The sequence below is a fragment of the Clostridium sp. AM28-20LB genome (assembly GCF_003480665.1).
Taxonomy (GTDB): Bacteria; Bacillota; Clostridia; order Lachnospirales; family Lachnospiraceae; genus Otoolea; species Otoolea fessa.
In genome coordinates this window covers 305,677-325,944 of the sequence record NZ_QUJN01000001.1, presented here as the reverse complement: position 1 = coordinate 325,944, position 20,268 = coordinate 305,677, and the positions used below count along the sequence as shown (strand labels likewise).

Below are 20,268 nucleotides of genomic sequence, written 5' to 3'. Positions count from 1 at the left end.
CAATTATAATTCTGCTTTTTCCTCTTCCCGCTCCATCTGCGCCTCGATCAGGCTGACCGATACCAGCGTGGACACACCTTTTTCCTGCATCGTGATACCGTACAGGCGGTCTGCCGACACCATCGTGCCTCTTCGGTGGGTGATGACGATAAACTGCGTGTAGCGCGTCAGCTTATGCAGGTACCCGGCAAACCGGTCTACGTTGGAATCGTCAAGTGCCGCCTCAATCTCATCAAGCAGGCAGAATGGCGACGGTTTTAAGTTCTGAATTGCAAAAAGCAGTGCGATCGCCGTCAATGCTTTCTCTCCACCGGAGAGCTGCATCATATTCTGCAGTTTTTTGCCCGGCGGCTGTGAAATAATCTGGATGCCTGCCTCCAGAATATCTTCTTCCTGCGACAGCTCCAGCGTACCCGTTCCGCCTCCAAATAATTCCTTAAATACTTTATCAAACTCGCGGCGGATCTCACCAAATTTTTCCCGGAACTGACGCCGCATTCCTTCATCGAGCTCCTCGATAATTTTTTCCAGCGCTGCCTGTGCCGCTACCAGATCTTCATGCTGGTTTTTCATAAATTCGTAGCGGCCGGATATCTCCTTGTAGTCCTCGATCGCGTTGACATTGACATTCCCAAGGGCGCGGATCTCCATCTTTTTCTCATTGATCGACCGCTTCATTTCTGGAATCGAGGTCAACGCTTCCTTCCGCAGCTCTTCCGCGCGCGAATACGTAAGCTCATACTCACTCCACATATAATCGACCTGCGACTCCAGGCGCTCATTCAGGCGTTCTCTCTGATTCTGGAGACGGAAGTTCTCTCGGTCTAAAAGCTGGAGACGTTCGTTCAGCTCTTCCTTTTTATCAAAGAAAGTTTTCTGCCGCCCCGCCTTTTCTTCCTTCTCACGCTGCTTGTTCTGGATTACCAGTTCCATCTGCGTCCGCTTGTCCCCGGACGCCTGTATCTCGGCTTCCAGCGCTGCAATCTCGCGCTCTCTGGCAGCGATCGTCTCGCTGCTGTCCGCGTGACCGCCGGAAAGTTTCTCTTTCTCTGCCCGGAGACGTTCCTGCTCCTGCAATACACGGCGCAGATTTTCCTCGATAAACGCGCCTTTCTGCTCCGCCTGGGAATGCCCAAGCTGTATCTCCGAAAGGGCTGCCGCCGCTTCCCCACGCTGCTTTTTCGCCGTCTCAAGACCCGTCTGCTGCTCTTCCACGTACTGGTTCTTCTCATTGCTTAGCGTTTCAAGCTTCGTCTCTTCGGTCTGCAGCTCCCGCAGCGCCCCGCGCAGATCGCCTACCTGCAGTTCGAGTTCCTGATTTTCCGAAGACAGATCCTGCGAGGAATCTGCAATCTCCTGCCGTCTCGCCTCTAACTGGCAGATCGTCAGTTCCAACGTATTCTGCTGGATCTGCATCTGCTGGCGCCTCTCCTGGACGGATGCCAGTGTTCTCTTCGCTTCCGTCAGCCTGCGCCCCGTCTCTGCCAGCTCCTTCTGTACCGCCTCTACCTGTTCCAATGCCTTTTTGCAGGCAGCTTCCAGTTCTTCGATCTCACGGCGGCGTCCCAGCAGATTGCTGCTGTTCTTGAATGCACCACCGGTCATCGAACCGCCAGGGCTTAAAAGCTCGCCGTCCAGCGTCACGATCCGGAGAGAATGCCGATATTTCTTTGCCAGCGCAATCGCATGATCGATCTGATCCACCACGACCACGCGTCCCAGCAGATAGGACACCAGCCCGCTGTATTTCTCATCCGCAGAGACCAGTTCGCTTGCCAGTCCAAGAACACCCATTTCTTTCAGCGCCCCCGGCTGTCCAAAACTCTGGCGGCGTTCCATGCTGGTCAGCGGCAGAAACGTCGCACGGCCATACCGGTTCTTTTTCAGGTGTTCAATCAGGCGTTTCGCCGTCTCCTCGGAATCCGTCACAATGTTCTGGATGCTGCCGCCAAGTGCCGTCTCGATCGCCGTCTCATATTTCTTCGTCGTGCTGATCAGATCCGCCACAACGCCGTGAATACCCGGAACGCAGTTCCTGACTTCCATCACGCGGCGGATACTGCCGCCGTAGCCCTCGTAGCGCTCCGCCAGATTCCGCATCGATTCCAGCTTTGTCCGGTTCGTGTGGTAATCCTGCTGAAGGCTCGAAAGTTTCTGGTTCAGGCGGCGTTCCTGTTCTTCCTCCGTGCGCGTCTGCTCCTGCAGCTCTTTTTCCTGCGCCGAAAACGCTTCCAGACATTCCCGCACCTTCCCTAATTTGGCTTCTTCTTCTTTTTTCTGCTCTTCCTGAACCGACTCATCGCTCTTGAATTTCAAAAGCTTCTGCGTCACTTCCGCCCGGCGCACATCCGCCTGCTCCAGCATCGTCTCATAGCGCTGACGGCGGGCGGCAAGTTCCGCTTTCTGGTTCAGAGCGTCCATGATCTCGGCTTTTGCTGTCTCGATCAAAGTTTCCGTCCGGCTGACCGCCTCGTCCATCGAACGGACTGCTGCCTCCGCTTCCTGCTGTTTTGCCTCGATCATCTGCACCGATGCATTTAGTGCCTGTTTTTCAGACTCATATTCCGCCTGTTCTTCCTCTTTCTGATGCATTTCGCCGTCGATCGACGCCATCCGGCTGCGGATATGTTCTTCGTTCATCTGCTCCGTCCGGATCTGCTCTCTGAGAACCCCGATCCGTCCGGTCTTCTCCTGGCGTTCCAGATCTTCCCGGCTGCACGCCTCACGATCCGCGGCAATCGCCGCATCCAGCGCATCCAGCTCGGTTCCGAGCAATTCGTACTCCGATTTCAGTGTCTCCGATTCCGCCCGCACACTCTCCTGATCGCCGGTCAGAATCATCTCCTTCTGCTCCACTTCCCGGATCTGGCGCTTCAATTCCTCCGATTCTGCCAAAAACAGGTTGGCGTCCAGACAGCGCAGCTCTTCCCGCAGACGCAGATACTCCTTCGCCTCCTCCGACTGCCGTTCCAGTGGTCCTACCTGTTTTTCCAGCTCGGACAAAATATCCGTCACGCGGATCAGGTTCTGCTTTTCATCTTCCAGCTTCTTCTGTGCGATCGCCTTGCGCCGCTTGAATTTCACGATTCCAGCCGCCTCGTCAAACAGCTCGCGCCGTTCCTCCGGTCGCCCGCTTAAAATCTGATCAATCTGTCCCTGTCCGATGATGGAATATCCCTCTTTACCGATACCCGTATCATAAAAGAGCTCGTTGATATCTTTTAGACGGCAGCTCGTTCCATTAATCTTATATTCACTCTCACCAGAACGGTAAAGACGTCTTGAAACCGTGACTTCGTCGTACTCAATCGGAAGTTTGTGATCGGCATTATCCAGTGTGATCGCCACGTAGGCAAATCCCTGCGGTTTTCGAAGCTCCGTACCAGCAAAAATAACGTCCTGCATCGTGCCGCCGCGCAGCTGCCTGCTTCTCTGCTCACCGAGCACCCAGCGCACTGCATCGGCGACATTGCTCTTGCCGCTGCCGTTCGGTCCGACGATGCCCGTGATTCCGTTGTGGAACTCAAACAGAATTTTATTGGCAAATGACTTAAAACCCTGTATTTCAATACTCTTTAAATACATACCTACTCCTGCGGTTTTCTGATAGTGAGGATCCCACGGTACGCCGCACGCTGTTCCGCTGATTTTTTCGTCCGTCCGATGCCGCGCCCGATCTCCTGACCGTCCAGCATCGCGGACACTTCGAAGCTCTTGTTGTGATCCGGTCCTTCTTCTTTCAGAAGAACGTATGTAAGTGTCTCGTCCGTATGTCCCTGCACAATCTCCTGCAAGATAGTCTTGCTATCATAAAAGAGCTTTTTGTGTTCCATATCGTTGAGAATAAATCGATGAATAAACTCTTTTGCATTAGCAAAACCACCGTCCAGATAAATCGCACCGATCAGTGCCTCCATCGCATCCGACACCACCGAATCGCGCCCCCGTCCGCCGGTCGCATCCTCGCCTTTTCCAAGCAGCAAAAATCCACCCAGATCGATCTCCTGTGCGCAGAATGCAAGGGTCGGCTCGCAGACCAGACTCGCACGTGTCTTTGTCATATCGCCCTCCGGCATCTCCGGAAACGTGCGGAACAGGAAATCACTCGATACCACTTCCAGCACCGCGTCGCCTAAAAATTCAAGACGCTCGTTGCATCCCAGTTTTCCAAGATGGTGCTCATTGGCATACGAACTGTGTATCATCGCATGTTCCAGAAGCTTCTTGTCCTGAAACGAATAGCCAATCCGTTTTTCCAATTTATTTAATGTATACTCCATATATTTCTCTCTTTCCAGCCTGTCCTGCTGCTGACTGATTCCGGCAATCATTGCTATTTGTGTCTGTGAGCCAGAGTCAAACATCCGTTCTTTTTGGAAAGGAGCTGTCGCGATCCTGCCCTTCGGCAGCCCGCCCAGCCCCTTTGCCTGACAGACTTCTCTATAACTTTTTAACAAACATTGAATTAGTTCAGTGCGTTCTTGATCTGCTCTACTGCATCGCCCACAGATACAATCTTTTCTGCCTCCTCAGTCGGAATTTCGATATCAAACGCCTCCTCGATTCCCATGATAATCTGAAAAATATCCAGCGAATCTGCGCCCAGATCATCCACAAACGTCGTATTTAACGTAATTTCATCTGCTTCAACATTCAGTACCTCCGCGATAATGTTCTGTAATTTTTCAAATTCCATAATTTTCTTCCTTTCTATGAACTTATTTTAAAATATTTAGAATTCTAGATTGATTAAAAACATATCGTTTTTTTCGCTACATTTTATAATTTCACGAAAGTTTCACAGACTTTCCTTGATCTTTTCATTAATCGCCTGCTCTTTAAAGGTCACACACTGAAGAATCGAATTGCACACCTCGATGCGCTTGGAATTTCCGTGCGTCTTGACAACCAGCCCCTTCAAGCCCAGAAGCGGTGCACCGCCGTACTGGCTCGCATCGAATGCTTTGAGCGTCGTCTTCAACGCCGGTTTTACAAGCAATGCGCCGATCTTTGAGCGCAGGCTTGTCATCATGCCCTGTTTTACCATGGAAATCAGGGTTGCACCAACACCTTCATAGAGTTTCAGGATGACATTTCCGACAAATGCCTCGGAAACGATGACATCCGCGCCGCCGTGCGGAATCTCGCGTGCCTCGATGCTGCCGATGAAATTGATGTCCTTACATTCTTTTAAGAGCGGGAATGTCTCTTTCACCAGCGCATTGCCCTTCTCTTCCTCCGCACCGATGTTGACGATCGCCACACGCGGATTCTTGATGCCAACCACGTGTTCCATGTAGATGGATCCCATCTTTGCAAACTGTACCAGATGGGACGGTCTTGCATCGACATTGGCGCCGCAGTCGATCAGCAGGGACACGCCCTTTTCTGTCGGAATCAACGGAGCCAGTGGCGGACGTTCAACGCCCTTGATTCTGCCGACGATCACCTGTCCGCCGACCAGAATCGCGCCGGAGCTGCCCGCGGAACAGAATGCATCCGCCTCACCCCTGCGGACCATATTCATGCCGACCACGATAGACGAATCTTTCTTCGTGCGGATCGCATTGACCGGCGGTTCCTCTGTCTCGATGACCTCAGTCGCATTGACAACCTCGATCTGTTCTTTCTTATATGTATGCTTTTTTAATTCTTCTGATACGACTTCTTCCTTGCCGATCAGGAAAATCTGAATATCTTCCCTCGACTGGGCTGCCATCACGGCACCTGCCACGATCTCACCCGGTGCGTTGTCGCCCCCCATGGCATCTACAGCTATCTTAACCATTGCGTGTTCTCCTTCTATAATTTATAGCGATACACATACCAAACCTGTCTTCCGCCACTGCGGCATATGTGGTCCGAACGAATCGCTCTTTCATCGTCACGCTGCAGCTGTCCCGCTTTTTATTGTCCACAGCCACATTACATCAATCTTTACTATACTAGAGATCAATCTATAAATCAATAAGATTTGAACCAATTTTCCATTGCATGCATCTGATTGGCAGCATCCTTCCTGCCGATATCATACGTCTCCTGCAATTTTTCAACACTATGTTCGGTTCTGCCGATTGGAAGCGCCACGCTCGGACGGATAACAAAAATTTTTCCCTCTTGTTCGAGGCGATCGATCCATTCCACCGTCTTATTATAGAAATAATAGCGGCTGCGAAGCGCCCTCACGAACGCCGGATATTTGTGATATGCCGCCTCCGGCAGCCAGAAATTGCCCGGTTTCTTGCGGTAGCCCGCCGGACGGGTCAGCACAACGACGCATTTTTTATACCCCATCTTAGCGAACGCATGCAACGGAATGCTGTCCGTGCAGCCGCCATCCAGAAGCTTCATTCCACCAACCTCGACCATATGGGACACATACGGAAGGGATGCCGTCGCACGGAAATATTCGACATCTTTGAACATATCTTTGATCTCCAGATACTCTGCTTTCCCTGTCTCCACATTGCTGCATGCCACATAAAACCGTGTATTTCCCCGGTCAAATGCCTCGTAATCATACGGATCCAGCCGTTCCGGTATATCATGGAAGCAGAACTGCTCGTCCACCAGATTTCCCGTCCGCAACCAGTTTTTAAAGCTCATAAAACGCTTGTCATTGCAGTATTTTTTATAATAGCGGATGCTCCGCTCCTTCTGCCCCGACACAAACGAAGCCCCATGCACTGCCCCCGCCGAGACGCCGATCACGCCGTCAAATGAAATATCATGATCCAAAAACACATCCAGGACGCCCGCTGTGTAAATGCCGCGCATCCCGCCGCCCTCCAGAACAAGACCGGTCTTTTTTTCTTTTTTTAACTCTGTCATATATCATCAAACTCCTATTAAATATCTTATATACTATAAAACAAGATCGAACAGATAGCAAATACGATTTTTCTATCTAATTCCATATTTTTTAGTATAACGTTACTGTTCACATATACGTGCCCAGTAACGGAATTTGCCGTGGCTTCGCATTTAAATACGGCAAATTCCTGCTGCCACCACGTTTTCTTACGGCACTTTCGGTTCCAAAAGTGCCCACCCGGGAACAGTAACAGTATAACACCTCGGCAGAAAAAGGGAAAGGGGGACGTGCGCCGCCTATGCACACGTTCCCCTTTCTCTTTTTCTTCGATATCTCTATTATTTTATTTCTGCATCGCGTCCATCCGCGCCTGCACATACTCCTCCAGCATCTTCGTCGTTCCCTCAATTCCCAGCCGGCTGCTGTTGATCGAAAGGTCATAATTTCTGGAATCTCCCCAGCGTCCGCGGCTGTAACAGTTGTGGTAGGATTTCCGCCGCCAGTCCTTCGTCTTTACCAGACGTTTCGCCTCGTCCTCTGAAAGTCCGTGCAGCTGCTCAATTCTTTTCACCCGTGTTTCCTCATCGCCCAGCACAAAGATCGTGATCAGTCCGTCATATTCCTTTAAAACCGTCTCCGCACACCGTCCAACTACCACAAACGATTCCCCTGAATCGGCCTTGTCTTTCAGGTAACTGAACTGCATCTGCGCCAGATTGTTCTCCAGAGAGCTTGAAAATCCGCTGACATTGCGCGCCAGAAAACGGTTTAGCGGCTTCTCGTCGTATTTTTCCAGCACACGCGGATCCACACCCTTTTCCTTGGCAATACTGTCCAGCATCCTATGATCATAAATCGGAAGTTCAAAATGCTCTGCCAGCGCTTCCGCTATCTTGTGTCCGCCGCTGCCAAACTGTCTGCTGACCGAGATGATCACTCTGTTTTTCCTCTCCTCCATATAAAAGCCCCCTTAAAAGTATCTCACATATATACAAACCATGGAAATCAGGATTACCAGCACCGTCGCCGGAGCTGCATACCGGCAATATTTCCCCCAGCCGATAAAATGTCCGTTTTTCGCTGCCACTGAGATACCAACTACGTTTGCCGAGGCTCCGATCGGAGTTCCGCAGCCGCCAATATCCGTACCCATCGAAAGCGCCCACGCCAGAACCGAGAGATCCATGCCGCCTGCCTGCGCCAGACTCCGGATAACCGGGATCATCGTCGCCGCAAATGGGATATTGTCCACAAATGCACTCGCAAGCGCCGACAGCCACAGCACAATCGCTACTACCCATTTTACATTATTTCCACTGACTGCGTCAATGATCCCTGCTAAAGAATTTAGGACGCCCGTCTGCTCCATGCCGCCGACCACGACAAAAAGACCAATGAAGAATAGCAGCGTCTTATAGTCAAGCTTCTTAATCATGCTGAGCGCCTCACCGCCGGATGCCAGCAGCGAAAAAGCACCGATAAATACGCCGATCGTCGCAACTGTCAGTCCCGTCTGTGCATGCGTCACCAGCATCACGATCGCCGCCGCAAAGATCACCACGCTGACCGCAAACCGTTTCCGATCCGCGATCGCCTCCTGTGGGGATGGATATGTAACCGCTTCGTCATGCTTTTCACTCGCCTTTAATTCTTTCCTAAAGGAAAAATAGAAAAACAGCACGATAAAAATCAGCGAAACACCCGCCATCATACCTGTATTTAAAATAAAATCTTTAAATGAATATCCGAGCGAGGTTCCGATGATGATATTCGGCGGATCGCCGCACATCGTCGCAGAGCCGCCCAGATTCGAACAGAAGATCTCTGAAATGATCATCGGAATCGGATCAAAATGCAGAAGATGCGCCAGCTCTACCGTGACCGCTGCCAAAAAAAGAATAACGGTAATACTGTCGATAAACATCGCCAGAAACGCCGACATCAGCATAAATGAAATAAAAATCGGGATCGTCTTATAATGTACCGCCTTGGCGATTGTCAGGCACAGCCACCGGAAAAATCCCGCGCGCTCCATGCCCTCCACCATCAGCATCATACCGGCAATAAAAAGAATCGTCGCCCAGTTGATGCCGCTTGAGGACTCTGCCGCCGCCTCGGTCTGAAACCAGAAGTTCGGAACCATGAAGCTGTGCAGGCTCAGTGTCTCCGCCGCTGCCGCCTCACTGTGCATACAGACGCCAAACACCAGCACCAGCGTCAGAAGCCCGCATCCGAGCGATACGATATGCCTCTCAATGTGATCCCAGATGATAAGTCCAAACATTACAATAAAAATAATCACAGCCAAAATTTGTGCTGCCATCTTTGTGCCCCTCCTTTGTCAGTCCTTTTTCTGCCATCCTCCATACTGGCTTAGAACCCCTTGCAGTCTCTTCTCAGACCGCCCCTTCCCCTAGATTGTTAAAAAATAGGCAGTCATGAGATACCACCTCTATCTTACTACTTATTTCACAATATGCAAGTATACTTTTTGTTATTTTTTTTATTTCATCAGAAATAACTGCCAGCTTGTCCTTCAGCACTCTTTTTATATATGTGTTTTCATTCTACCATCGTTCTGTTTGCAAATATTCTCTTTATTTTTCTCTGCTTTTAAATGTAAAAGAGACAGACCGCATATTCCGTGCAATCTGCCTCTTCTCACATCTATTTTACAATTCTGTCTCCATCTTCCCTGACGGATTTTCATCAAAATTGTTTCTTAAAAATTTTACAGAAGCGCCCCGTCTTCCCCGACCTGCTTGCCGTCCGGCGCCGTCGTATTAACTAACATCGCGCCATTTACATCCAGATAATACCATTTTCCATTCCAGAACACCCAGGTATTCGTCTTGCAATATGCATTTTCATCGAAGAAATACCACACACCGCCGATCTGCTGCCAGTTATTGGTCACATAGCTTCCATCGGAATTGCGGTACTTATAGCCAAGCGCATCCTGTTCCCACGCACCGGCTGCCGGACCGCTGCCTGCTTCCTTGAAGACAAGCGTCTTCTGAATTTCCTGCGCCTGCTCCGCCGTGATTGTGAAGGAATCCGATGTCTGCCATTCGCCGTGCCGTGAATCGCTGTAAACCGCGCGCACATCAAACGTGTAGGTTCCCGCCTGCGTAAGATAACGTCCAAGATTGTATTTCGTTTCTTTTCCCGGTTTTACCGTACTTAAAAATTTCTCATCCCGGTAAACGCGCAGCTCATAGTATTTCGCATCCTCACTGCCGTTCCACTCTGCAACGCCATCCATCTGATCCCACTCTGCCTCATCTACATCCAGGCTGTAATCACTGGAGGTTCCTTTTAAAGCTTTCAGGGTGATCACGACCCGGAGTTCCTCATCGCCCTTGCGCTTGATGGAAGTAACCGTCGCACTGTCACCGCTCAGAGTTACATTCTTTTTCGCATAACCGGATTTAAAATAATAATCATCGTCCGCCTCCAGAGTAACCTCCAGCTTTGGCTTATCCTTGTCCACCCATTTACCGGAGGGCTCGTTGATCACATCAACATTGGAAATATCGCAATCACCGAAATCGAGCGAAACATCCACATCTGAACTCTCATCACCGACATGGATCGAGGACGAAACATTTAAGCCGATCGAGCCAACCGGACTGCGGTCCTCCGTATCCTTCGACGCAAATGCCTGAAATGGGATCGCCGCCAGAAGCGCGGCGGCTGTGACGGTCAAAAGTAAATATTTTCCCTTTTTCATATGTAAAACCTCCTAACGTGATATTTATAAAATATTATCCCTCTTTTTTCTTTCTTCTCTATATTAACAAAAAATAGCGGCATTGTACACCTTTTTGCATACAACACCGCCATCTACATAGTATCTCAGTTACTGTACACACATACGTGTCCAGTAACTGAATTTGCCGTGGCTTCGCATTTAAATACGGCAAATTCCTGCTGCCACCACGTTTTCTTACGGCACTTTCGGTTCCAAAAGTGCCTACCCATGAACCAATGTCAGTAAGTTAAGCTTTAGCGTTAAATCCCCTATAGGAGTCTAACATATTTTTAAATTGATACTTGACAAAAATGTCAAAATATGCGACCGCTCTCGCTATTGATCTTTTTCAGAAGTAGCGAGAGCGGCCCCTGTAATTAGAAATATATTTTCATTTACAGGAGGCACATATATGACTTTTGCTAGTAAAAGTTAAATAACAAATAACAGTACATAAAATACTTTGTTAAATAACATTCTTATAGGGATAGTTGAGCTTAATGCTCTTCTATCCCCATTTTTTACATTTTTACTAATAAAAATCACAGATTTGATAATATTCACGAAATATAAAAAATGGAGAGATTATTGCAAATTAATAATCTCTCCTGTTTTTGACCACATTTTATAAGCCATAAGTTATAGTTGCTAAAATCTACCCAAAAACACCTGTTAAACACCCTCTTGAAATGGGCTAAAAATGGGCTAAAATGCGAAAAATGGGTTAAGCAAAAATCGCTTAACCCCTTATTTTTCAATACTTGTAGCTTAGTCTTCTACTTTAACGATTTCTTTCTTGTTGTAGCTTCCGCAAGCTTTGCACACTCTGTGAGGCATCATCAGAGCACCGCACTTGCTGCACTTTACTAAGTTCGGAGCACTCATTTTCCAGTTAGCTCTGCGGCTGTCTCTTCTTGCTTTGGAAGATTTGTTCTTAGGACAGATAGACATGGTTACACCTCCTTAAATTCATTGAATATCTCCTGGATAACCGACATCCTTGGATCGAGCGACCTAGTGTCACAGGTACAAGTCCGAAGATTAAGATTTGTACCACATCTATTGCAAATCCCCTTGCAGTCTTCTCTGCACAGGACTTTCATAGGCAAGCTCAGTAGCAGTTCGTTGCAAACCAACTGGTCTACATCCAGATTGTACCCCTTCATAAAGGGTTCATCATCTAAACTCTCCTCCTGACCGTCCTGCACCTCAAACTCTCGTCCAAAATCCAGTTCGCAGTCGAAAGATACTGGCTCCAGACAACGCGCACAGTGACCTCCCACCGTCAGCGTCGCATGACCACTCATCGTATACTTATGCCGTGTCTTAGCCGTCAGTTCCAGTTCAAAAGGCTCAGCCTTCTCAATCTGAAACGTCTCTCCGTCAAAATCAACAGAGTCCAGCGCAGTCTCGACTGTATAGACTTTCTTTCTACCTTCACAGTTAAAAAGTTCCGATAAATGAATCAGCATACTAATCTCCTAATACGCACTTTGATATTATACAAAGGTCGAGCGCGTTTGTCAATGATTAATTTTACATATTTTTGCAAATTTTAATTCATATTTAATTATTTTACCAGTGCAAGAGTCTCGCGGGCGATAGCCAGCTCTTCGTTGGTCGGAACCAGGAGAACCTGAACCTTGGAGTCGTCAGCAGAGATGATTCTCTCCTCACCTCTTACGTTGTTCTTCTCCTCATCCAGTTTAACGCCTAAGTAGGTCAGGCTGCTGCAAACATCTTTTCTCATCTTGATGTTGTTCTCGCCGATACCAGCGGTAAATGCGATTGCATCTACACCGTTCATAGCTGCTGCGTATGCACCGATATATTTGATTACGCGGTAGTCGAATACGTCCAGAGCCAGCTGTGCTCTCTTGTTGCCAGTCTCAGCTGCTGCTTCCAGATCACGACCATCGCTGGATACGCCGGAGATACCGAGCATACCGGATTTCTTATTCAGGACTTCGTTCATCTCATCCAGGGACAGACCTTCTTTTTTACCTACGAAATCGATGATAGCCGGATCGAGGTCACCAGAACGTGTACCCATAACCAGACCTTCCAGTGGAGTCAGACCCATGCTGGTGTCTACAGATTTGCCGCAGTTTACAGCGGAGATGCTGGCGCCGTTACCCAGGTGGCAAACGATGATCTTCATCTGATCATACGGTTTTCCAACGATCTCAGCGGTTCTCTTAGATACGTAGCTGTGGGAAGTACCATGGAAGCCGTAACGTCTAACTTTGTATTTCTCATAGTATTCATACGGAATACCGTAGGTGTAAGCGACATCTGGCATGGTCTGATGAAAAGCGGTATCAAATACAGCTACCATCGGTACGCCTGGCATAAGTTCCTGGCAGGCACGAATACCGATCAGGTTTGCCGGGTTGTGAAGCGGTGCCAGATCGTTGCACTCTTCGATCGCTTTCATGGACTCGTCGTTGATTAAGCAGGAAGAAGTAAATTTCTCGCCGCCGTGTACGACACGATGTCCAACTGCACCTACCTCAGACAGGCTCTTGATAACGCCGCTCTTCTCGTTAGTCAGGGCTGCCAGAACTGCGTTGATAGCCTCTGTATGGGTCGGCATAGCGATCTCAGATTTCTCTTTTTCGCCGCCCTCCGGCTGGTAAGTCAGCATACCGTCGATGCCGATTCTCTCGCAAAGACCCTTAGCCAGAACGCCCTCTGTCTCAGAGTTGATTAACTGATACTTTAAGGAAGAACTTCCGCAGTTAATAACTAAAATATTCATGGTAATAGATTCCTTTCTTTATAACATCACAATTCAGCCGCAGGTATTCTCTATATGCGGTTCACACGGAAGCATCTGCAAAAACGTCTGCACTGCCCTGTTGTGAACTGCAGGATTATGTATGAATACCGGGCTGAACTGTAATTATCACTTTTAATTCTTAATTAAACGGATTTAAGATTCTCTGACGCGGTGCCAGTTCTCCATCCATTTGATTCCAATTGGTATTAATTATGCCTGCTGAGCCTGTACAGCTGTGATAGCTACTACGCCTACGATATCGTCTGCGAAGCATCCTCTGGACAGATCGTTTACCGGCATGGACAGACCCTGAAGAACCGGACCATAAGCGCCAGCTTTTGCAAGTCTCTGAACCAGTTTGTAACCAATGTTGCCTGCTTCCAGGGACGGGAATACTAAGGTGTTAGCATGTCCAGCTACGGTGCTGCCCGGTGCCTTAGCCTCGCCTACAGACGGAACCAGTGCTGCATCAAGCTGAAGCTCGCCATCCAGTTTCAGTTCCGGGAACTTCTCATGAGCAATCTTAACTGCATCTGCTACCTTGGTAACATCATCATGTTTAGCGGAACCCATAGAAGAATAGGACAGCATAGCTACCTTCGGCTCTGCGCCAACCAGCATCTTGAAGCTCTCTGCGGACAGACCAGCGATCTCAGCCAGCTTGTTGGAATCGAAGTCAGTGTTTACTGCACAGTCAGCGAATACGAACAGACCGTTCTCACCGAACTCGCAATCCGGAACTTCCATCAGGAAGAAGCCAGATACAGAGCTGATACCCGGTTTGGTCTTCAGAAGCTGCAGAGCCGGACGAATGGTGTTGCCGGTAGAATGGCATGCACCAGATACAGCGCCGTCAGCATCGCCGCACTTGCACATCAGGCAAGCATAGTACATATAGTCTTTCTCCATCTGCTCTTTTGCAACTTCCGGAGTAACACCTTTTTTGCCTCTTAATTCAACGAACTTGTCGATGTATTTCTGCTTATTCGGATCATTGTACGGGTCAACGATGGTGGCACCGGAAATGTCGAAGCCTTTGCCGTTTTTCTCAATCTCTTCCGGAGTACCGATGATGATCAGATTTGCGATACCCTCTTTCAGAATTTTCTCAGCTGCCTCGTATGTTCTCTTGTCCATTGACTCTGGAAGAACGATGGTTTTCTTGTCTGCTTTTGCTCTTTCCTTAATCTTGTCAATAAATGCCATGGTTATAAAACCCCTTTCATAAGTGTGTGTCTATTACTGCTAACATTATATACCAGTTGTTTATTGTATACAAGAGCGATTTTCAAATTTTTGATTAATTAAATTTTTAACAAGATGCACTATAATTTTTCCTTTACGCTCCCGCACTTCCACTATATAATGTAAATGAAGCAGAAAATGGCTGCTATTTTTTACAGATTTTTCTGCCGCAACAGCAACAGTCTTTTATTTTTATTTCTATTATAAATAGGCTGCTACAAAATTCCTCGCAAAAATGCAAAAAACAGGATTGAAATTTATGAAAATCGTTGGTTTAATTACCGAATATAACCCGTTCCATGCCGGACATCTGTATCATATGCAGCAGGCAAGGGAACTGACCGGCGCAGACTACTGCGTCGTCCTGATGAGCGGCAGCTTCGTCCAGCGCGGCGAACCCGCCATCTTTGATAAGTACCGTCGTACAAAAGCCGCTCTTCTCGCCGGTGCCGACCTGGTACTTGAGATGCCGGTCGCTTTTTCTACCGCTTCGGCGCATGAATTTGCCGCCTATGGAGTCGCGCTTCTGTCGGCGATCGGTGTGGATGCCGTTGTGTTCGGCAGTGAATGCGGGCAGATTGAATTCCTTAAGCAGGCTGCTTCTGCGCTGAACCACGAATCGGCAGAATTTCAGGAACGGCTGCGGAAAGGGTTGAAGGCGGGACTGACTTATCCGCAGGCACGGGCGAAGGCGCTGGGAGAAACACAGGCGGGCGGGACAAGAGTTGAAAATGTAGAAGATTTTCACGCAAATACAGATGTGTCGAACTCTCATATATGGTCTTCCATTTTAAACTCCCCTAATAATATCCTTGGGATTGAATATCTGCGGGCGGCGGAAGATCTGCACAGCCCGATGGAATTTTATACGATTTCGCGGGAGGGAAGCGGATATCATGAGGATGCACTGTCTGAAGCAAAGTTTCCATCCGCTTCGGCAATTCGCGGGATAGTTCGGAAGAGCTATGAAAATCTGTCAGCAGATAGTCCAGCTTCACTAAAACAGGAACCGGGTTCTGATTCAAAAAGTGAGATTTTATTTAATATTTTAATACCTCATCTGCCAGCCGTGACGCATCCCGCATACGCAGGTGCACTTCCCGTTTTTACGGATGACTTTTCAGAACTTTTAAATATGGCTGTTTTACAGATGCAGAAATCTTCAGCGAAAGGTTCCATTGCTGCCACAAACGTCGTTATGCCTTCCAGCACTTTGTCTGTTGATACCAATACGCAGGCTATATCCCGCATCGCAGATCTCTCCCCGGAGCTTGCCGCCCGCCTTGCAAAACCACCTTACTTTCCTCTCTCTTTTGAAGAACGGATTCAGGCATTAAAGACGCGCCAGCTTACCTACACGCGTGTCAGCCGTGCGCTTCTGCATCTGGTACTCGGTATGCGCGAGGAAGATATTTCCCGGTGGAAGGACGAGGGCTATGCACTCTATGCACGGATTCTCGGTTTTCGCAGGCAGAGCAGCCCTCTGCTCTCCTGTCTGCATAAAAAAAGCAGCATCCCCCTCATCACTAAAATGGCAGATGCCGCCCAGAACCTCTCCCCGTCGGCGCTCGCGCTGCTGGAGCAGGAGGTGTACGCCTCGCATTTATACCAGACGGTGCGGATGAAGCGCAGCGGCGTATTTCAAAATGAATATACAGAAGGACTGGTTTTTGTATAAAAATGAACCAGTTTTCAAGTCGAACGTCCGTGAGACTTGGCTCGTGATTCTGGTCAGCGAAGCTGACATATTCCATACAGAATCACTGCGCATCCCCGCGGAGCGTTTATCTCAGTCGGAGACCCACCTCCCACTGAGACAAATTTGCTATTACTCGCCACCTAAAGAGGTGGGACTCTTCTCGACTGAGATAAAACTTACAAATGGAGGAAACCACAGTGAATAGAAAATCACCTATTATCATCGGAATTGCCGGAGGAACTGGTTCAGGAAAATCCACTTTTACAAACCGTCTGAAAGACGCATTTGGTAATCAGGTGACCGTGCTTTACCACGACAACTACTACCGCGCCCACGACGATATGCCATTTGAACAGCGCAAAAAGCTGAACTACGACCACCCGGATGCATTTGAGACGGAGCTGCTTCTTGAGCATCTCAACAAACTGAAAAACTGGGAGGCAATCGACTGTCCAACCTACAACTACGCCAACCACAACCGCGCCGAAGCGACCATTCACATCGAGCCCCGCGCCCGGTTATCCTGTTGGAGGGCATTCTCGTTCTCTATGACGAAGCACTCCGCAATCTGCTCGACATCCGCATTTTCGTCGATGCCGACGCCGACGAGCGCATCCTCCGCCGAATCTTACGTGACACGAAAGAGCGCGGACGCGATATCGAAAACATCATCGACCAGTATCTGACTACCGTCAAACCGATGCATGCTCTCTTTGTTGAACCGACCCGCGCCTATGCAGATGTCGTTACAAACAGCGGACGGAATGAGGTTGCATTCTCGCTGGTGCGGGGGGAGATTGCACGGCTGCTGGAGGAGGCGAAGGCGGAAGAATAATATTTCAAAATATTGGGATCATCGAGGTCACAAATGAGGTCATCGAGGTCATGATTTGATTTCTGACCTCAATGACCTCATTCTGACCTCGATTTACACGCCAAAAAGCAGCAGTATCACACAGTCAGCGCTCCATTCTTTTTTGAATGTCTCGCCACTGCCGATACCGCCGCTTTTTCCTATATACTTTTTCTATGATGCCTGCTCTAACATAACATTTTATTTAATTCATAACCACACAGCTCTGCTCGATCTCAATTTGGCTCTCCGCAATCACTCCCTGAAACTGTTCATATTCCTCCGGTTCCATCCGCCAGGCAATTCCACAGCCTGCTGAGAGTTCGCGTGGGACAGGCACCAGGCGCCCTCTGATTCCCTGTTCCCGGCAGAATGCCTCCATCTCCATCGCCGCAGCCGTCGTGTGAAAGGTAAAAATCCGATATTCCCGTTTCTGCCTCATCATTTCCACCTATTTAATATTCCAGAGCAGCATCACGCTTCAAAGGTAATGGTGAAACAGCCGTTTTCCAGCACCTTGGTGTGCCCCTCTTTTCCATGATACTCCAACGTGCGCTCAATATTCGTCCGGGTGTGTGCCTCATCGCCAAGCACACGGATCTGTTTTCCCGGATATTCATCCATCGCATCCATCACCATCAAAACCGGTTCCGGACAGGAGAGTCCCCGCACATCTACCTCAACAAAATCTGACATTTTCCGTTTCCTCTTTTCTTTATTTCTTTCTACGTTTCATATTTGCCGCTGCAATCACGAATAACAGGGCAATACATACAATTACGGCAATTTTGCCCGGCATCGCCGGACCACCCAAAACGGCTGCCTCTGTCTCGGTTGCCGCTTTTGCTGCCGCACCAACCAGGTTAAAATTGTGTGCAAATGCCGCCCCTAACAGCATTCCCAGAAAGGTTACCGCACTGTCCGAGGAGCCCTGCCCTGCCAGAATGATCTGACGCAGCGGGCATCCGCCAGCCAGAACGGCTGCAAATCCAACGGCATACATACCCAGAATATTCCAGAGATGCTGGGAGTGCGCGATCGGCTGACCGGAAAAGCTCAAATGGAAATTGCCAGTTGCAAGGTTAAAAATCAGCATGACTGCAAACAGTGCGCCGATAATGCTGAGCAGATCAAAGTTTTTCATCAGAATCACATCACGGATGCTACCTGCAAAACACATACGGCTCTTCTGTGCCAATGCACCAATCAGGAGAGCCGCAACCAGGGAAATCAGAACCGGTGCGTGCTTGCTTCCCGGTCCTTCCGTGCTGGCTGCGTATACGCCTGTTACTGCTCCAATGATAAAAAGCGCCAAAAGGAGCACCGGAAGCACATATCCGCTTGATTTCTGCGTCTCATACGCTCTGCCCAGCGAAAATCCCTTTTTCAGGAAGAACGAACCAGTTGCAATACCGCCTGCAAATCCAACCAGCGCTACATACGCATTCAGGTCACCGGCTGCCATACGCAGAACCATACGCAGCGGACACCCTAAGAATACCAGCGCGCCGATTACCATGATCGCACCCAGAACAAAGCGGATCATCGGTGAAGAACCTGCTGTCGCCTTATACTCGTTCGTCACCAGTGAGATTGCAAATGCTCCCACTGCAAATCCTACAATCTCCGGACGGAAATACTGAACCGGTGCTGCTGAGTGAAGTTTCAGCGCGCCCGCCGTATCACGTACGAAGCACGCAATACAGATCGCCATATTGGCCGGATTTCCAAAATACGCCAGCAATGCTGCCAACACACCCACAAGCGCGCCTGCCACTGCCAGCTTCCATGTCTTGTCAAATACTTTCATACCTGCCTCCTTTTTTATTTCATGTACTCTTAAAGTTTTTCTCACACTCGTCATTGTGGGTGATTTCACGCACCACACTCGCATTTCATCAATACATATCAGAAATTTGAGTGCATCTGGCAAAAAAATCATCTCACAAAATCAAACATGAAAAATTTCAAGCGCGTACATTTCATGGATCTATCCATACTTTCCGCAGACAAGTATAACATCCTGTATTTTTATGGTAAAATCGTTTATATTGATATTTGCTATAAACTTATTGATATTTTCAATAAATAAAGCTACACTCTTCTTTAGAGATTGTTTTCACCTGTCTACTATTCATTTTAATTTTGGATTTTATCACAGAATCATTAAAAATTGATTTTATCTATAGAAAGGATTTTAAATATATGGACATCCGCCAATTAGAAGCTTTCGTGTACACCGTCAAATATCAGAGTTTTTCGCTTGCCGCCCAGAAGCTGTACATCTCACAGCCGACTGTTAGCGCCCACATCCGCAGTCTGGAGGAGGAATTTCACACCCAGCTTTTAAAGCGCACCACCAAATCGCTCTCCCTGACTCCTGCCGGGACAAAATTATATTCCTATGCCACGGAGATTCTGACCCTGCAGCAGAAAGCAATCGTGGAACTCGCCAACGAGACGAAACCGCAGCTTCGGATCGGCGCATCCTCCGTTCCGTCCCTTTATTTTCTGCCGGAACTTTTAAGCGCTTATCACGCAGTTCATCCTGATATCCGTGTCTATGCCTCCTGCTCAGACAGCCTGGACGTTGTACATAAGGTGGATGACGGCATCTGCGACATCGGTCTGGTCGGAACTACTACCTCGGACACCTCCTGCGAATTTCTCCCCTTTGCTTCCGATGAGCTTGTGATCGCCGCCCCCGCCACGCCACATTATCAGGCTTACCAGTCTATTCCATCACCGCTGGATGCCCTCTTAAAAGAACCGTTTCTACTCCGGGAAGATAATTCCGGCACAAAGCAGGAAACCCTTCATTTCCTGAAAAATAAAGGGCTTTCACTCGATGATTTAAATGTTATTGCCGTGATGGACGATGCCGCCGCCCTCAAACAGTGTATCATGCTGGGAATGGGCATCTCCATTCTCTCAAAAGCAACTATACAGGCAGATGCACGGCAGGGGAAACTGCTTCTCTTTCCGCTTGGGGAAGCTGCCTTTCTCCGGAAACTCTATCTGGTGTATTCGCCGGTTAAATATATGGCAGAGGAAGGCGGGGTGTTTTTGGAGTTTGCGAAGAGATTTTATAAGTTATAACTTTAACTTTTCATAGCCAATT

The 20,268-nt window shown here is 48.6% G+C and carries 17 protein-coding genes and 1 pseudogene; 3 read left to right on the top strand and 15 right to left on the bottom strand.

Going from position 1 to position 20,268, the window contains the following annotated elements; all coding sequences use genetic code 11:
* Positions 1-3: 3 nt before the first annotated feature.
* The 12 genes from smc to pta all read right to left on the bottom strand — a co-directional run bounded on the left by smc (position 4) and on the right by pta (position 14,556).
* On the bottom strand, positions 4-3,585 hold the full coding sequence (smc, locus tag DW739_RS01500) for a chromosome segregation protein SMC (RefSeq protein WP_118742513.1): 3,582 nt from the start codon (positions 3,583-3,585) through the stop codon (positions 4-6).
* Positions 3,586-3,587: 2 nt separating this feature from the next.
* Positions 3,588-4,280, bottom strand: a complete 693-nt coding sequence (gene rnc / locus DW739_RS01495; RefSeq protein ID WP_107000387.1) for a ribonuclease III — start codon at positions 4,278-4,280, stop codon at positions 3,588-3,590.
* A 185-nt stretch (positions 4,281-4,465) separates the two neighbouring features.
* A complete protein-coding gene (gene acpP, locus DW739_RS01490) occupies positions 4,466-4,696 on the bottom strand; it encodes an acyl carrier protein (RefSeq protein WP_106999769.1) in 231 nt (76 codons plus the stop codon).
* Between the two features lie 102 nt (positions 4,697-4,798).
* Positions 4,799-5,788: a phosphate acyltransferase PlsX gene (plsX, locus tag DW739_RS01485; RefSeq protein ID WP_106999768.1), complete on the bottom strand. Its 990-nt coding sequence runs from the start codon at positions 5,786-5,788 to the stop codon at positions 4,799-4,801.
* A 176-nt stretch (positions 5,789-5,964) separates the two neighbouring features.
* A complete protein-coding gene (locus DW739_RS01480; RefSeq protein WP_118637441.1) occupies positions 5,965-6,831 on the bottom strand; it encodes a patatin family protein in 867 nt (288 codons plus the stop codon).
* A gap of 326 nt (positions 6,832-7,157) precedes the next feature.
* A complete protein-coding gene (locus DW739_RS01475; protein ID WP_118293659.1) occupies positions 7,158-7,772 on the bottom strand; it encodes a cytidylate kinase-like family protein in 615 nt (204 codons plus the stop codon).
* Between the two features lie 12 nt (positions 7,773-7,784).
* Complete coding sequence (locus tag DW739_RS01470; protein ID WP_118472290.1) at positions 7,785-9,137, bottom strand: SLC13 family permease; 1,353 nt, start codon at positions 9,135-9,137, stop codon at positions 7,785-7,787.
* Between the two features lie 408 nt (positions 9,138-9,545).
* Complete coding sequence (locus DW739_RS01465) at positions 9,546-10,547, bottom strand: hypothetical protein (protein WP_118742512.1); 1,002 nt, start codon at positions 10,545-10,547, stop codon at positions 9,546-9,548.
* 789 nt (positions 10,548-11,336) lie between these two features.
* Positions 11,337-11,519, bottom strand: a complete 183-nt coding sequence (rpmF, locus tag DW739_RS01460) for a 50S ribosomal protein L32 (protein ID WP_003499726.1) — start codon at positions 11,517-11,519, stop codon at positions 11,337-11,339.
* A gap of 2 nt (positions 11,520-11,521) precedes the next feature.
* Positions 11,522-12,040: a DUF177 domain-containing protein gene (locus DW739_RS01455; RefSeq protein WP_022360443.1), complete on the bottom strand. Its 519-nt coding sequence runs from the start codon at positions 12,038-12,040 to the stop codon at positions 11,522-11,524.
* Between the two features lie 98 nt (positions 12,041-12,138).
* A complete protein-coding gene (locus DW739_RS01450; RefSeq protein WP_022360442.1) occupies positions 12,139-13,329 on the bottom strand; it encodes an acetate kinase in 1,191 nt (396 codons plus the stop codon).
* 231 nt (positions 13,330-13,560) lie between these two features.
* Positions 13,561-14,556 carry a phosphate acetyltransferase gene (gene pta, locus DW739_RS01445; RefSeq protein ID WP_117795259.1) on the bottom strand — a complete coding sequence of 332 codons (996 nt, stop codon included), beginning with the start codon at positions 14,554-14,556 and terminating at the stop codon, positions 13,561-13,563.
* Positions 14,557-14,854: 298 nt separating this feature from the next.
* On the opposite strand from pta, the gene DW739_RS01440 reads away from it, so the two are divergent.
* Together DW739_RS01440 and udk are read left to right on the top strand one after the other, a co-directional pair.
* Entirely contained in the window at positions 14,855-16,273 is a 1,419-nt protein-coding gene (locus DW739_RS01440) for a nucleotidyltransferase family protein (protein WP_118481754.1), read from the top strand.
* A 203-nt stretch (positions 16,274-16,476) separates the two neighbouring features.
* Positions 16,477-17,129 (top strand): annotated as a pseudogene (gene udk / locus DW739_RS01435) (uridine kinase).
* Between the two features lie 223 nt (positions 17,130-17,352).
* Here udk and DW739_RS01430 read toward each other — a convergent pair.
* The 3 genes from DW739_RS01430 to yedE are packed head-to-tail and all read right to left on the bottom strand — an operon-like array spanning position 17,353 to position 19,011.
* Positions 17,353-17,589, bottom strand: a complete 237-nt coding sequence (locus DW739_RS01430; protein WP_118742511.1) for a DUF3343 domain-containing protein — start codon at positions 17,587-17,589, stop codon at positions 17,353-17,355.
* Positions 17,590-17,621: 32 nt separating this feature from the next.
* Complete coding sequence (locus DW739_RS01425; protein WP_118742510.1) at positions 17,622-17,843, bottom strand: sulfurtransferase TusA family protein; 222 nt, start codon at positions 17,841-17,843, stop codon at positions 17,622-17,624.
* Between the two features lie 19 nt (positions 17,844-17,862).
* Positions 17,863-19,011 carry a YedE family putative selenium transporter gene (gene yedE, locus DW739_RS01420; protein WP_347560981.1) on the bottom strand — a complete coding sequence of 383 codons (1,149 nt, stop codon included), beginning with the start codon at positions 19,009-19,011 and terminating at the stop codon, positions 17,863-17,865.
* Positions 19,012-19,352: 341 nt separating this feature from the next.
* Here yedE and DW739_RS01415 point away from each other — a divergent pair, with 341 nt between their 5' ends.
* Positions 19,353-20,246, top strand: coding sequence for a selenium metabolism-associated LysR family transcriptional regulator (locus DW739_RS01415; RefSeq protein ID WP_147355656.1), 894 nt, complete (start codon positions 19,353-19,355; stop codon positions 20,244-20,246).
* Positions 20,247-20,268 lie beyond the last annotated feature (22 nt).

Bases quoted from the DNA above. Each gene is read 5' to 3' on its own strand.
- smc (WP_118742513.1), bottom strand. From the start codon at position 3,585: ATGTATTTAAAGAGTATTGAAATACAGGGTTTTAAGTCATTTGCCAAT.
- rnc (WP_107000387.1), bottom strand. From the start codon at position 4,280: ATGGAGTATACATTAAATAAATTGGAAAAACGGATTGGCTATTCGTTT.
- acpP (WP_106999769.1), bottom strand. From the start codon at position 4,696: ATGGAATTTGAAAAATTACAGAACATTATCGCGGAGGTACTGAATGTT.
- plsX (WP_106999768.1), bottom strand. From the start codon at position 5,788: ATGGTTAAGATAGCTGTAGATGCCATGGGGGGCGACAACGCACCGGGT.
- DW739_RS01480 (WP_118637441.1), bottom strand. From the start codon at position 6,831: ATGACAGAGTTAAAAAAAGAAAAAAAGACCGGTCTTGTTCTGGAGGGC.
- DW739_RS01475 (WP_118293659.1), bottom strand. From the start codon at position 7,772: ATGGAGGAGAGGAAAAACAGAGTGATCATCTCGGTCAGCAGACAGTTT.
- DW739_RS01470 (WP_118472290.1), bottom strand. From the start codon at position 9,137: ATGGCAGCACAAATTTTGGCTGTGATTATTTTTATTGTAATGTTTGGA.
- DW739_RS01465 (WP_118742512.1), bottom strand. From the start codon at position 10,547: ATGAAAAAGGGAAAATATTTACTTTTGACCGTCACAGCCGCCGCGCTT.
- rpmF (WP_003499726.1), bottom strand. From the start codon at position 11,519: ATGTCTATCTGTCCTAAGAACAAATCTTCCAAAGCAAGAAGAGACAGC.
- DW739_RS01455 (WP_022360443.1), bottom strand. From the start codon at position 12,040: ATGCTGATTCATTTATCGGAACTTTTTAACTGTGAAGGTAGAAAGAAA.
- DW739_RS01450 (WP_022360442.1), bottom strand. From the start codon at position 13,329: ATGAATATTTTAGTTATTAACTGCGGAAGTTCTTCCTTAAAGTATCAG.
- pta (WP_117795259.1), bottom strand. From the start codon at position 14,556: ATGGCATTTATTGACAAGATTAAGGAAAGAGCAAAAGCAGACAAGAAA.
- DW739_RS01440 (WP_118481754.1), top strand. From the start codon at position 14,855: ATGAAAATCGTTGGTTTAATTACCGAATATAACCCGTTCCATGCCGGA.
- DW739_RS01430 (WP_118742511.1), bottom strand. From the start codon at position 17,589: ATGAGGCAGAAACGGGAATATCGGATTTTTACCTTTCACACGACGGCT.
- DW739_RS01425 (WP_118742510.1), bottom strand. From the start codon at position 17,843: ATGTCAGATTTTGTTGAGGTAGATGTGCGGGGACTCTCCTGTCCGGAA.
- yedE (WP_347560981.1), bottom strand. From the start codon at position 19,011: ATGACGAGTGTGAGAAAAACTTTAAGAGTACATGAAATAAAAAAGGAG.
- DW739_RS01415 (WP_147355656.1), top strand. From the start codon at position 19,353: ATGGACATCCGCCAATTAGAAGCTTTCGTGTACACCGTCAAATATCAG.